The organism is Bradyrhizobium sp. GW821-FHT13H05 (genome assembly GCF_058804065.1).
This window is the reverse complement of record NZ_JBXAPO010000003.1, coordinates 272710-284763: the sequence shown is the minus strand read 5'-3', so window position 1 is coordinate 284763 and position 12054 is coordinate 272710. Positions and strand designations below refer to the sequence as shown.

The 12054-nt window shown below is 64.5% G+C and carries 12 protein-coding genes and 1 pseudogene; 8 read left to right on the top strand and 5 right to left on the bottom strand.

Annotated features, from left to right (window positions below):
• Positions 1 to 5: 5 nt before the first annotated feature.
• Positions 6 to 986 carry an ADP-glyceromanno-heptose 6-epimerase gene (gene rfaD / locus AC1RR3_RS10205; RefSeq protein WP_492821982.1) on the bottom strand — a complete coding sequence of 327 codons (981 nt, stop codon included), beginning with the start codon at positions 984 to 986 and terminating at the stop codon, positions 6 to 8.
• Positions 987 to 1145: 159 nt separating this feature from the next.
• Between rfaD and waaF the strand changes: the two genes are divergently transcribed.
• Positions 1146 to 2216 (top strand): lipopolysaccharide heptosyltransferase II, encoded by a 1071-nt coding sequence (waaF, locus tag AC1RR3_RS10200; RefSeq protein ID WP_492821980.1) that lies wholly within the window; start codon positions 1146 to 1148, stop codon positions 2214 to 2216.
• A gap of 180 nt (positions 2217 to 2396) precedes the next feature.
• Here waaF and AC1RR3_RS10195 read toward each other — a convergent pair whose 3' ends face one another.
• Positions 2397 to 3434 carry a glycosyltransferase family 4 protein gene (locus AC1RR3_RS10195; RefSeq protein ID WP_492821978.1) on the bottom strand — a complete coding sequence of 346 codons (1038 nt, stop codon included), beginning with the start codon at positions 3432 to 3434 and terminating at the stop codon, positions 2397 to 2399.
• 126 nt (positions 3435 to 3560) lie between these two features.
• On the opposite strand from AC1RR3_RS10195, the gene galE reads away from it, so the two are divergent.
• From galE to AC1RR3_RS10180, 3 genes are all read left to right on the top strand, one after another.
• A complete protein-coding gene (gene galE / locus AC1RR3_RS10190) occupies positions 3561 to 4574 on the top strand; it encodes a UDP-glucose 4-epimerase GalE (RefSeq protein WP_492821976.1) in 1014 nt (337 codons plus the stop codon).
• Positions 4575 to 4692: 118 nt separating this feature from the next.
• Positions 4693 to 6495 carry an ABC transporter ATP-binding protein gene (locus AC1RR3_RS10185; protein WP_492821974.1) on the top strand — a complete coding sequence of 601 codons (1803 nt, stop codon included), beginning with the start codon at positions 4693 to 4695 and terminating at the stop codon, positions 6493 to 6495.
• A 38-nt stretch (positions 6496 to 6533) separates the two neighbouring features.
• Positions 6534 to 7235, top strand: a complete 702-nt coding sequence (locus tag AC1RR3_RS10180) for a fumarylacetoacetate hydrolase family protein (protein ID WP_008144139.1) — start codon at positions 6534 to 6536, stop codon at positions 7233 to 7235.
• Between the two features lie 56 nt (positions 7236 to 7291).
• On the opposite strand, the gene AC1RR3_RS10175 is transcribed toward AC1RR3_RS10180, so the two are convergent.
• Positions 7292 to 7750, bottom strand: coding sequence for a YybH family protein (locus AC1RR3_RS10175; RefSeq protein ID WP_492821972.1), 459 nt, complete (start codon positions 7748 to 7750; stop codon positions 7292 to 7294).
• Between the two features lie 133 nt (positions 7751 to 7883).
• On the opposite strand from AC1RR3_RS10175, the gene AC1RR3_RS10170 reads away from it, so the two are divergent.
• A complete protein-coding gene (locus tag AC1RR3_RS10170) occupies positions 7884 to 8696 on the top strand; it encodes an amino acid kinase family protein (protein ID WP_492821970.1) in 813 nt (270 codons plus the stop codon).
• Between the two features lie 13 nt (positions 8697 to 8709).
• Positions 8710 to 9537, top strand: a complete 828-nt coding sequence (locus tag AC1RR3_RS10165) for an amino acid kinase family protein (protein ID WP_492821968.1) — start codon at positions 8710 to 8712, stop codon at positions 9535 to 9537.
• Positions 9538 to 9706: 169 nt separating this feature from the next.
• Here the strand turns inward: AC1RR3_RS10165 and AC1RR3_RS10160 are convergent, their stop codons facing one another.
• Positions 9707 to 10636: an aspartyl/asparaginyl beta-hydroxylase domain-containing protein gene (locus AC1RR3_RS10160; protein ID WP_492821966.1), complete on the bottom strand. Its 930-nt coding sequence runs from the start codon at positions 10634 to 10636 to the stop codon at positions 9707 to 9709.
• A 283-nt stretch (positions 10637 to 10919) separates the two neighbouring features.
• On the opposite strand from AC1RR3_RS10160, the gene AC1RR3_RS10155 reads away from it, so the two are divergent.
• On the top strand, positions 10920 to 11498 hold the full coding sequence (locus AC1RR3_RS10155) for a hypothetical protein (protein WP_492821964.1): 579 nt from the start codon (positions 10920 to 10922) through the stop codon (positions 11496 to 11498).
• 21 nt (positions 11499 to 11519) lie between these two features.
• On the opposite strand, the gene AC1RR3_RS10150 is transcribed toward AC1RR3_RS10155, so the two are convergent.
• Positions 11520 to 11675, bottom strand: coding sequence for a hypothetical protein (locus AC1RR3_RS10150; protein ID WP_014493894.1), 156 nt, complete (start codon positions 11673 to 11675; stop codon positions 11520 to 11522).
• A gap of 210 nt (positions 11676 to 11885) precedes the next feature.
• Between AC1RR3_RS10150 and AC1RR3_RS10145 the strand changes: the two are divergent.
• Positions 11886 to 12053, top strand: a pseudogene (locus AC1RR3_RS10145) (YbfB/YjiJ family MFS transporter); the annotation flags it as partial.
• Between the last annotated feature and the right edge of the window lies 1 nt (position 12054).

The window sequence follows — 12054 nt, the reverse complement described above, 5'->3', positions numbered from 1 at the left end:
AAGCCTCAGCGGAAGCGGTCGGGCCGGTCGAGATAATCCACGACATAGGCCTTCACCGAATCCTCGAGCGTCGTGAAGCCGCCGTTATAGCCGGCGCGGAGGAGACGATCGACCTCGCTCTGGGTGAAGTACTGGTAGCTGCCCCGGATGCTCTCGGGCATGTCGACATAGTCGATGTTGGGCCTGGTGCCGAGCGCGGCATAGGCAGCCAGCATCAGGTCCTTGAAGCTGCGCGCCTTGCCGGTGCCGACGTTGAACAGGCCGGACACCGACGGCGTCGCCAGCAGCCACATGATCACGCGCACGACGTCGTCGACATAGATGAAATCGCGGCGCTGGTCACCATCGGCGATGCCCTCGCGGTGCGACTTGAACAATTGCACGACGCGGCCCGCCTTGACGTCGTCGAACCGGCGCGCCAGCACGCTCATCATCGTGCCCTTGTGGTATTCGTTGGGGCCGAACACGTTGAAGAATTTCAGGCCCGCCCATTGCGGCGGGAGCGGATCGCCGTTTGCTGCGCGCCCGGCGACCGCGAGATCGAACAGGTGCTTGCTCCAGCCGTAGAGGTTCATCGGCCGCAATTTTTTCAGCGCCGGCAGCGAAGCGTCGTCGCCGAAGCCCGTCTCGCCGTCGCCATAGGTCGCCGCCGAAGAGGCGTAGATCAGCGGCACCGCGTTCGCCGTGCACCAGTCCAAGAGGCGCATCGAGAAGCGGAAATTGGTCTCGATCACGAGATCGCCGTCGGTGGCGGTGGTCTCGGAAATCGCCCCGAGATGGACGACAGCATCGAGCTTGCGGCCCTTCAGCCAGTCGGGCAACTCGGTCGGCGGGACGATATCCACAAGCTGGCGCTTGGCGAGGTTGCGCCACTTGCCCTCGCTGCCGAGCAGGTCGCACACCACCACGTCGCTGCGGCCAGCGTCATTGAGCGCGGCCACGACATTCGATCCGATAAAACCGGCCCCGCCGGTCACCAGCAACATTCCGTAATCCCTGCCCGAATTTTGCGGCCCGGTCCTGCCCTAGCGCATGATCCGCCAAAGTGTAAGCGGTTTTGGGCTCGGCGCTTGGAGCGGCTTTACCTGCCGGCCCGGAGCGGCTAACCGAACCGCCACATCAGCGCGCCCCGGTCCTATTAACGAATGAACATAGATTCGCAACTTAGTAGAGATGCAGATCGGAGCGACACCCGCCCGATCCTGATCGTTCCCTACATGTGGATCGGCGATTTCGTCCGGAATCACACCGTGGTCCGGGTCCTCAAAGAGCGCTGGCCCAACCGGCCGGTCGATCTCCTCACGACGTCGCTCTGCGCCCCGCTGGTCGATTACATGCCCGGCGTACGCCAGGGAATCGTATGGGACCTGCCGCGCAGCCGGCTCGCGGTGGGCCGCCAGTTCGCCCTGGCAAAGCTCCTGCGCGAGCGAAACTACGGCACCGCCCTGGTGCTGCCCCGGACCTGGAAGGCGGCCATTGCGCCCGCGCTGGCCGGCATCCCCGAACGGGTCGGCTTCGTCGGTGAGTTCCGGTTCGGCCTGCTCAACCGCTGGCGCTGGGGCGAGAAGAAGCTGCCCCGCTTCATCGACAAGAACGCCGCGCTGGCCCAGCCCGATGGCGCCCCCCTGCCCCCGGAATGGCCGGTGCCGCAATTGCGCGTCCCGGCCGAGGAGATCGTCCGCTGGCGGCAGGCCAACGGCCTCAGCGCCGGCGCTGCCGTCGCGCTCGCCCCCGGCTCGGTCGGCGTCTCCAAGCGCTGGACCTCCTATCCCGAAGCCGCCCGCCTGCTGGTCGAGCGCGGCCTGGAGGTCTGGGTGGTCGGCGGCCCCGGAGAAAAGGGTCTCGCCCAGGAGATCGTCGCCGCTGGTAGCCTTGGCGTCCGCGACCTCACCGGCAACGATCTGCGCAACGGCGTGCTGGCCATGGCCGCAGCCGGCGTCGCTATCTCCAACGATTCTGGCCTGATGCACATCGCGGCCGCGCTCGGCACGCCCACCATGGGCATCTTCGGCCCGACCAGCCCCTACCTCTGGGCTCCGTTGAATGGCCTTGCTGCCACCGTCGTCCAGGACAAGAGCGTGCTGTCGTGCCAGCCGTGCCAGAGCACGATCTGCAGGATGAACGACCACCGGTGCATGCGGGACATCGCGGCGAGCGAGGTGGTGGGGATTGCGGAAAGGGTGCTGAGGGAAACGGGGGTAAGGGCGGAGACGTGAGGCCGTGGAGGCTTCGCCGATGATGACATCATGCCAGTGTTTTGCCCGACGAGTCAAATTGATTTCGTAAAATCCGCAGCATGCAATCCCCCATGGTCAAATCATTGATTCTACTGGCCCCCGCTACTGTGCATGGGGTTGTTTTCGCGATTCTTGTCTTGCAGACCTGCAAGAGGCGCTTCAGCTCAGCGAACCATAGACCTCGCCGATCCGCGCCGCTTCGGCATCGAGGCTGAACTTTGCGAGCACGCGCTGGCGTCCCCGCTCGCCCATCGCGGTTGCAGCAGCGATATCCTGCATCAGCAGGTCTAACGCGGCCGCCAACGCATCAACATCACCAGTCGGGATCAGCACGCCCGTCACCCCGTCATCGACCACCAACTCAGCCGCACCAGCGCGGGAGGCAACAAGCGCACTACCCGCCGCCATCGCCTCGATCAGTGTCAGCCCAAAGCCTTCGTTGCGTGAGGTGAAGGCGTAGATCGTCAGCCGCTGATACCAGCGCTGCACCGCCTCGATCGGCAACTCGCCGGTGATGACGATGCGCGATTGCAGGCCGGCGGCCTCGATGCGCTTCTTCAGGTCGTTCGCAAAGGGCGTCTGCTCTGCCGTGACCTGGCCGACGATGACGGCCGTGAAATCCGGATAGCGCGGCAGCAAGCGGCACATCGCATCGACGAACACGTCGGTGCCCTTCTGCGCACGCACGCGGCCGAAGCAGCCGATGGCGTAGCGGCCTGGCAGCGCGGCCTCCGCGAAGGCCGCGGCACGATCCGGCGGCGGCGCATAGACGTCGGTGTCGACGCCATGCGGGATCACGGTCGCCTTCACCTTCAGGAACGACGCCGAGATGTCCGACGTCGCGATGATCGCGTCCATTTGCCGGATCAGCCAGCGCGTGATCCAGCTGTGATGCCGCTGCGCCGCCGAGGTAAAGACCAGCTTGAACGGCCAGCCGAGCGCGCGCAGCACGACGCCTGCGATCATCTCGTTGTTGCGCCGGGCGTGCCAGATCAGCGGCGTCTTGCGACGCCACAGTTTCAGTAGACCGGCAGCGCTCAGGCGCGATATCCCCTTCGGCGCGTCGGAGCCGAACCATGCGGCGCGGTACAGCTTTGCCAGCCGCGGCGCCACCATCCGGTTGGTCGCGGTGACCCCGGAATAGCGCCTGTGCAGATTTGGCACGATCACTTCGAGATCGCCGGGGGAGTTCGCCACGTCACGCTCCGTTTCGAAAGCCCCCTATACGCAACATTAAGCATAGTGACCAGTTCAGGGCCGCCGATACCCCCTCTTCACCACGCAGACGCTAGCATCCCGCGTTGATCGAAGACGGGTGAGATCATGACTGTGCTAGTCACCGGCGGCGCCGGCTATATCGGAAGTCACACGGTCCTGGCGCTGGCGGAAGCCGGCGAGGACGTCGTCGTGATCGACGATCTCTCGACCGGTTTCTCGGCTTATCTGCCCGAAGGCGTGCCGCTGTTCATTGGCGACGCCGGCGACGAGAACCTGCTCGAAGGCGTGATCGCCCAGCACAACATCGAGAGCATCATCCATTTCGCGGGCTCGGTGGTCGTGCCGGAGTCGATGCGCGATCCGCTCGGCTATTACCGCAACAATTTCATGACCGCGCGCAATTTGCTCAACGTGGCGGTGAAGCGCGGCATTGGCCGCTTCATCTTCTCCTCGACCGCCGCCGTCTACGGCAATCCGGACCTGGTGCCGGTGCCCGAGCACGCGCCGACGCGGCCGCTGTCGCCCTACGGCTCGTCGAAGCTGATGACCGAGATCATGCTGCACGATGTCGCTGCCGCCTACGGCATGCAGTATGTGACTCTGCGCTACTTCAACGTCGCGGGTGCCGATCCGCAGGCGCGCATTGGCCTGGCCACCGTCGGCGCCACGCATCTGCTCAAGATCGCGGTGGAAGCCGCAACCGGCCAGCGCGCCAAGATCGACGTGTTCGGCACCGACTATCCGACCCAGGATGGCAGCTGCATTCGCGACTTCATCCACGTCACGGACCTGTCGCAGGCCCACCGCTCGGCGCTGGCTTACCTGCGCAATGGCGGCGCCTCGACGACGCTGAATTGCGGCTATGGCCGCGGCTATTCGGTGCTGGAGACCATCGACGCCGTGCGCCGGGTGTCGGGCCGCAGCTTCGCCGTCCAGTATGCTCCGCGCCGGCCCGGCGACATCATGACCATGGTCGCCGACACCAGCCGCATCCGCAGCCTGCTCGACTGGAAGCCGCAATATGACGACCTCGAGACTATCGCGGCCCACGCGCTGGCCTGGGAGGACAAGCTGTACCGCGAGCGCCACGGCGAGCTCCGCCACGCCGCCTCGGCCTAGATTCCATCCAGACGCAAGCCCTTAATTGGGCTTGAAAAGCCCGGCTTTAGCGGGCACAGAGGCCGTTCGATCCCTGACGCGCGGGCAGGCTTTTCCCTGTGCCGTCAATGGACTACGGATGGCCCAGTTTCCAAAGAAAATCACCGACGATCCCTATGCGGCAGCGGCCCTGATCCGCCGCCTGGTCACGGAACAGGGGGTCGTCTACTGGCGGCGCTACCTCGTCGCCTTCGCGCTGATGGCGCTTGCCGCCGGATCGACCGCGGGCGCGACCTATGTGCTCGGCCAGGTCATCAACCAGGCCTATGTCGACAAGAACATCCCGGGCATCGCGATGTTCTCAGGCATCACGGTGATCCTGCTCTTCATCAAGGGCGTGGCGACCTACGGCCACATGGTGATCCTGACCAAGATCAGTAACGCCATCCTCGCCACCAACCAGCGCCAGCTGTTCGCAAAACTGATGCGCGAGAGCATCGGCTTCTTCTCCGAACGGCATTCGTCCGAATTCCTGGCACGGCTCACGGCCGGCGCAAAGTCCATCACCGACGTGCTCAACATGCTGGTCAACGCGATCGGGCGCGATCTGCTGATGCTGCTCGCCATGATCGGCGTAATGGTGTGGCAGGATCCGGTGATGTCGTTCATCGGCCTCGTCGTGGTGCCGCCGGCGATGCTGGTGCTGCGCAAGCTGGTCAAGCGCATCAAGGGGCTCGCCTACAACCAGTTCACCGGCACCGCCGACATCATGGAGACGATGCAGGAATCGCTGCAAGGCATCCGCACGGTCAAGGCGTTCACGCTCGAAGAGACCATGCAGAAGCGCATCGACGAGAACATCGCGATCGTCGAGCGCAACGCCAACAAGATGGCCCGCGTCGCCAACCGCTCCAATCCGCTGATGGAGATGCTGGGCGGCTTTGCGGTCGCCGGTTGCCTGATGTACGGCGGCTATTCCGTGGTCGCGCTCAACGCCACGCCCGGCGCGTTCTTCTCCTTCATGACCGCCTTCCTGATGGCAACTGAGCCCGCCAAGCGGCTGGCAAGGCTCAACATCGACCTCAACAGCCAGCTCGTCGGCGCGCGCATGCTGCTCGAGATCGTCGACAGCCCTGCGAGCGAGCACTCCGACGACGACAAGCCGGCGCTGAAACTGTCCGATGCGCGGATCGAGCTGCGCGATGTCAGCTTCTCCTATCGCAACGGCGAGATCGTGCTCAACCGGATGAGTTTTGTTGCCGAGCCCGGCAAGGTCACCGCGCTGGTCGGTCCCTCCGGCGGCGGCAAGTCGACGGTACTCTCGCTGCTGCTGCGCTTCTACGAGGTGACGCAAGGCGACATCGTGATCGACGGCCAGTCGATCGGCGCGGTCTCCCGCAAATCGCTGCGGGCGCAGACCGCCTATGTCGGCCAGGACGTCTATCTGTTCCGCGACACCATCCGCAACAACATCGCCTTCGGCAAGCCGGGCGCAACCGAAGACCAGATCACCGACGCCGCCAAGGCGGCCTGCGCGCATGATTTCATCATGAGCTTCCCGCTCGGCTACGACACGCCGGTCGGCGAGCACGGCACGCAGCTCTCCGGCGGCCAGCGCCAGCGCATCGCCGTGGCGCGCGCGCTGATCAAGAACGCGCCGATCATCCTGCTCGACGAAGCCACCGCCGCGCTCGATTCCGAATCCGAGAAGCAGGTGCAGGAGGCGATCGAGCATCTCTGCCAGAACCGCACCACCATCGTGATCGCGCATCGCCTGCACACCATCATGCACGCCGACGCGATCCTGGTGGTCGAGGGCGGCGAGATCGTCGAGCAGGGCCGCCATGACGAGCTCTTGCGCCGCTCCGGCCGCTACGCCTCGTTCTTCCGCCTGCAACATCACGACGCCGGCGCTCTGGCGCCGATCAGCGCAACCGCATAGAGTTCCCCTCACCCCACCAAGAGCAGCGAGACCGCTCCATGAACGCCGCCTCCTACGTCATCCCGCTTCCGCCCCAGGCTTCCCTTCCCGTCGTCGGGGAGAGCGGCCGTTATCCCGTGCGCCGCATCTGGTGCGTCGGCCGCAATTATCTCGAGCACATCCGCGAGATGGGCAATGACGAGCGCGCCCCGCCGTTCTTCTTCGCCAAGCACGCCGACATGCTGGTGCCCGATGGCGCGACCATCCCCTATCCGCCGCTGACCAAGGACTTTCATCACGAGGTCGAGTTGATCGTCGCGCTCAAGAGCGGCGGCCTCAACATTCCTGCCGACAAGGCGCTCGACCATGTCTACGGCTACGCCGTCGGCATCGACCTCACCCGCCGCGACCTGCAGATCGCCTCGCGCAAGAAGGAGCGTCCCTGGGAGATCGGCAAGTCGTTCGACGGCTCCGCGCCCGCTTCCGCAGTGCAGCCGGCCTCGAAGATCGGTCACCCCTCCAAGGGCAAGATCTGGCTCACGGTGAACGGCAAGGAAGCCCAGACCGGCGACCTCGAGCAGATGATCTGGAACGTGCCGGAGACGATCTGGCAGCTCTCGCAGCAGGTGAAGCTCGCCGCCGGCGACATCATCATGACGGGCACGCCGGCCGGCGTGTCGCAGCTCCAGCCCGGCGACAAGCTCGAATGCGGCGTCGACGGCGTCGGCACGCTGAAGGTGTCGATCGGACAGCCGGAGTAGGCGCAGGACATCCCGAAATCGAAAGGCCCCGAACGCGTTCGAGGCCTTTCGCATTTCTACCAGGCCTTCACCGGCCGGTTGGCGTGGCTTGTCTGCGGCACACCGCGGTTGAGCGACATGTGGGAATGCACGCACAGCCAACCGTCGGCAGTTTTGGAGAACACCATGGTCGCCCGCCCCGGCCGCGGAAACGAACTGCCGTCGGGATGAAAACCCGTGCTCGTCCACGGCGCGATCACGGTTGCCATGGTGCCATCCGGCGACGCCAGAATCGCGGTCTGGTCGAGCACGAAGCGGAAGTCGCTCGTCTTCGGCCAGACGTTATTCCATTGCGTGGTGACCCACTGATCGAGGCCGGGGATGACATCATTATGCGTGCCGAAGGCGAGCACGTCAGGATGAAACAGCGGTCGTGCCGAAGCGTAGTCGACCTCGCGGACATAGCCTGAGAAGGTTTCCAGCCACTGGCGGAAGAACTGCGCTATCTCGGTGTTCGCGGTCGGCAAGGAGGCCATCGCCTGCTCCATTTTGGGCTACTAAATCGCGGCAATCTTGTTGCCATGGGCCGAACTATCCAGCAAGACTCGTGCCTCGGTCAGGGCCGGAGCGTCCGCCGTAGAGAACGCATTGACAATGAGGATGTCTCTGATGTCGACCACAACCACCGAGCTTGAAGGGCTGCTGATGCAGCGCTCGCTCACCGACCCACAGCTTGTCGCAGCAGCAGAGAAGGCTTCGGACTTCCGCATCCTCCCCGATGCAACCGTCATCAAGATCGGCGGCCAGAGCATGATCGATCGCGGCCGCGCCGCGGTGTATCCTGTGGTCGAAGAGATCGTCGCGGCCCGCAAGGCGCATAAGCTCCTGATCGGCACCGGCGCCGGCACCCGCGCGCGGCATCTTTATTCGATTGCGGCCGGACTTCGCCTGCCGGCCGGCGTGCTGTCGCAACTCGGCGCCTCCGTCGCCGATCAGAACGCCGCGATGCTTGGGCAGCTGCTTGCCAAGCACGGCATCTCCGCCGTCTCCAGCGCCGGGCTCTCCTCCGTGCCGCTGTTCCTTGCCGAAGTGAACGCGGTGATCTTCAGCGGCATGCCGCCCTATAGCCTCTGGATGCGACCCGCCGCCGAGGGCGTGATTCCGCCCTACCGCACCGACGCCGGCTGCTTCCTCGTCGCCGAGCAATTCGGTTGCAAGGCGATGATCTATGTGAAGGACGAGAACGGCCTTTACACCGCGAACCCCAAGACGTCGAAGAACGCCACCTTCATCCCGAAGATTTCGGTGGCCGAGATGAAGGCCAAGGGCCTTCAGGATTCGATCCTGGAATTCCCGGTGCTCGATCTGCTCACCGCCTCGCGCCACGTCCGCGAAGTGCAGATCGTGAACGGCCTCGTGCCCGGCAATCTCACCCGCGCGCTCGCGGGCGAGCATGTCGGCACCATCATCACCGCGAGCTGAAGAGAGCATCGTCATGGCTGACACCAACCAGATCAAGCACGTCGCCTCGCCGCTCGCGCGCCAGACCCTGCTCGACGGCAATCTCACCCGCCCCGTTGCCGGCAACCGCCCGATCAAGCTGCTGCCTTGGCTACAGGTCATCAAGATCGGCGGCCGCATCATGGATCGCGGTCACGAGGCGATCCTTCCGCTCGTCGACGAGCTGCGCGCGCTGCTGCCGGAGCATCGCCTGCTGATCCTGACCGGCGCCGGCATCCGCGCCCGCCATCTCTACAGCGTCGGCCTTGACCTCGGCCTTCCCGTCGGCTCGCTGGCGCCGCTCGCGGCCAGCGAGGCCGGCCAGAACGGTCATATCCTCGCGAGCCTGCTCGCGCCCGAAGGCGTCTCCTATGTCGAGCATCCCACCATCGCGAGCCAGCTCGCGATCCATCTCCAGGCAGCGCGCGCGGTCGTCGGTAGCGCCTTCCCACCCTATCACCATCATGAGTTCCCGACCTCGCGTATCCCGCTGCATCGGGCCGACACCGGCGCCTTCCTGCTCGCCGATGCGCTCGGCGCCGCCGGCCTCACGATCGTGGAGGATGTCGACGGCGTCTACACCACCGACCCGAATGGCGCCGATGGCAAGAAAGCGGAGCTACTGAAAGAGACCGGCTTTGCCGAACTCGCAAAGCTGAAGGGCACGCTGCCGTTCGATCCCGCGCTGCTGGAGGTGATGGCGAACGCACGGCACATTGCGCACGTGCAGGTCGTCAACGGCCTCGTTCCCGGCCGCATCACAGCGGCGCTACGCGGCCAGCATGTGGGGTCGATCATCAACACCGGCGCCAAGCCGGTGTGACTTCACGGCGAGGTCTACAAAAACAAAACCCCGGAGCTTGCTCCGGGGTTTTTCGTAGGGCGGATTAACGCAGCGTAATCCGCCAACGCATCGCGCCACGCGGGAAGCGCCAATTGTTGATACATCGAATGGTGGATTGCGCTTCGCTAATCCACCCTACGCACCGACTTCACCGCAGCGCAGATAACACGATGAGGCCGAGGATCAGTGCCGTCAGCGAGTATTTCAGCGTGTAGTAGACGTTGCGGTTCCACTCCTTGACCTTGCGGCTGCCGAGATGGATCTCGTAGAGCTTGCCGAACACCTTGTTGAGCACGCCGACACTCTCACCGTCGACGTTCTGCGTTGCCGACGCCTTGACGATGTGATGGCTGACCCAGCGGTTGATCGCGGTCATGAAGCCGTACTTCATAGGACGCTCGACGTCGCAGAACAGGATGATGCGGTTGACGTCGGTCGCATTCTCCGCGCTGTGGATAAAAGTCTCGTCGAACATGAAGGCCTCGCCGTCGCGCCAGACGCATTCGACGCCGTCGACCAGGATGCGGCACTTGTTCGAGTTCGGCGTGACGAGGCCGAGGTGATAGCGCAGCGAGCCGGCGAAGGGATCGCGGTGTGCGCCCAGCTTGCCGCCCGGCGGCAGCATCGCGAACATCGCGCCATGCACGCTCGGGATCGACTTGAGCAGCTCCACCGTCTGCGGGCACAGCGTGTTCGCCGACGGCAGGAAATCATCATACCATTTCAGGTAAAACCGCTTCCAGCCGCTCTTGAAGAACGAGTAGAAGCCCCAGTCGTTGTTCTTTGCAGCCGCGCGAATGAAGCCCTCGTCGAACAGGCGCACGGCCTCGTCGCGAATGGTCTCCCAGTTCTCACTGAGCGGCTTCAGCTCCGGAAACTGCTCGACCGAGATCACAGGCCTGTTCGGCACGGCCGAGCCTGCATACATCAGCACATTGTAGGGGGCGAGATAGGTCGAGTGATCGCCAAGCTGGCGCGCGAAGCGCAGTCGCTGCTTGCCGCGGAAGTGAACGTAGATCGTCGAAGCCGCAAGCACATACAAAATGACAAGTTGCGGTGCAAAAAGCTGTTTCAGCATTTCCCCAAATCCCGAGTAACCCAGCCGGGGACGTCATCTACTCCGAGCCGGCCCGAGCGGCAAGATATTGGCGTGCATCCTGAGGCTGTTCCGCAGGTTGTGATTGGGGCGGTCCCGAGCCGTGCCGTGCACAATTACAAATCGCGGCTGCCTCCACGTCAATCCCGACGTTGCGGCCGGTTCCCGGCATGTTATCCTGGTCCAACGGGTTGGGAAGTCGGGGTGCGTCTTGGGGATCTGGCGGTTGTTGGCGGGCTGCGCGCTCGCGCTGTTTCTGCTTGGAATGTCCGCATCTGTGAACGGTCAGGGCGCTTCGCCGCGACCGCAGCAGGGCAAGACGCCGGATCCGGCGCTCCGCGGCCAGTGGCTGCGGGCCGGGCAGGGATTCGCCTGCAAGGTCGAAGCCGGTAAGCGCGTTGCCCCGCCCGATCCTGATTTGCTCAGCTTCGCCTGTCAGCGCATGGGGGCGCTCGGCGTTGGCATCTCGGAGGAATCACTCAAGGCCGTGCTCGGCGAGCCGCACCGCAAGCTGCCGCCCGCGAACGACGTCACAAATTACGTGTACTTCCTCGGCAAGGCCGATCAGCATCCCTATCTCGCCGCAACCTTGAAGGCGAACCGCGTCATCGCGCTCCAGATCAGCGGCGAGGCGCCAGTCGCCGGCTACAGCTTCAACCAAATCAATCTCGGCGACGCCACGGAGAAACTCCTGGCGCAGCTCGGAAGCCCGTTCCATGTCGGCCCAAGCGGACTCGATAAGACTGAGCTCTGGACCTATGGGCCATGGCCGTTCTCATTCGAGGTGCGGCAGGACCGCGTCACCTCGATCCGAATCAGCGATCCAACCGTCGGGGCAAAGTAGATTTGATGGTGGGCGCGGGTGTCACGCCCGCGACAGCGCCTGCAGACCCTTGAAGGTCAGGCGCTTGGGGTCGGTCACGCCGGCGAGATAGAGCCGACGGATGAAGGCGATGACGGCATCGCGGTCGCAATCGGTCAGCGCGACGACGGCGTCGACCGCGATCTTCTGGGCTTCCATTGGGCTCACCTCGGCCTTGCGAGTAACCCCGGCCGAGACAGGCTAGGACTCATCCGTTAAATCGGCGTTAACCGTTCCGGAACCATCGCCGATTCACCCCTGCGGCCGTATACGCAAAACAACGCATTGCCAGGCGCGCAGCGGCTCAGCGCGCCGTGACGCTCTTCTGCAGCAGCGCAAACTGCTTCTTCAGCCGGGGCACGGCAGTGCGCGACATGGAGCCACGCCACCACCAGCTTTGCGTTATTCCAGGCGGCGGCAGCCTACGGCGTCTCCTGGATCTACGTGCAGACCCGCGGCGACGATCTGGTCCTGTTCGGGATCGGCGGCGGCGGCGTGGTGCTCGCTCTCGCGATCACGACGTGCAGACGACGGTGAC

Excerpts from the sequence above, each read along its gene's own strand:
- rfaD (WP_492821982.1), bottom strand. The coding sequence starts at position 986 with ATGTTGCTGGTGACCGGCGGGGCCGGTTTTATCGGATCGAATGTCGTG.
- waaF (WP_492821980.1), top strand. The coding sequence starts at position 1,146 with ATGAACATAGATTCGCAACTTAGTAGAGATGCAGATCGGAGCGACACC.
- galE (WP_492821976.1), top strand. The coding sequence starts at position 3,561 with ATGACTGTGCTAGTCACCGGCGGCGCCGGCTATATCGGAAGTCACACG.
- AC1RR3_RS10185 (WP_492821974.1), top strand. The coding sequence starts at position 4,693 with ATGGCCCAGTTTCCAAAGAAAATCACCGACGATCCCTATGCGGCAGCG.
- AC1RR3_RS10180 (WP_008144139.1), top strand. The coding sequence starts at position 6,534 with ATGAACGCCGCCTCCTACGTCATCCCGCTTCCGCCCCAGGCTTCCCTT.
- AC1RR3_RS10175 (WP_492821972.1), bottom strand. The coding sequence starts at position 7,750 with ATGGCCTCCTTGCCGACCGCGAACACCGAGATAGCGCAGTTCTTCCGC.
- AC1RR3_RS10170 (WP_492821970.1), top strand. The coding sequence starts at position 7,884 with ATGTCGACCACAACCACCGAGCTTGAAGGGCTGCTGATGCAGCGCTCG.
- AC1RR3_RS10165 (WP_492821968.1), top strand. The coding sequence starts at position 8,710 with ATGGCTGACACCAACCAGATCAAGCACGTCGCCTCGCCGCTCGCGCGC.
- AC1RR3_RS10160 (WP_492821966.1), bottom strand. The coding sequence starts at position 10,636 with ATGCTGAAACAGCTTTTTGCACCGCAACTTGTCATTTTGTATGTGCTT.
- AC1RR3_RS10155 (WP_492821964.1), top strand. The coding sequence starts at position 10,920 with ATGTCCGCATCTGTGAACGGTCAGGGCGCTTCGCCGCGACCGCAGCAG.
- AC1RR3_RS10150 (WP_014493894.1), bottom strand. The coding sequence starts at position 11,675 with ATGGAAGCCCAGAAGATCGCGGTCGACGCCGTCGTCGCGCTGACCGAT.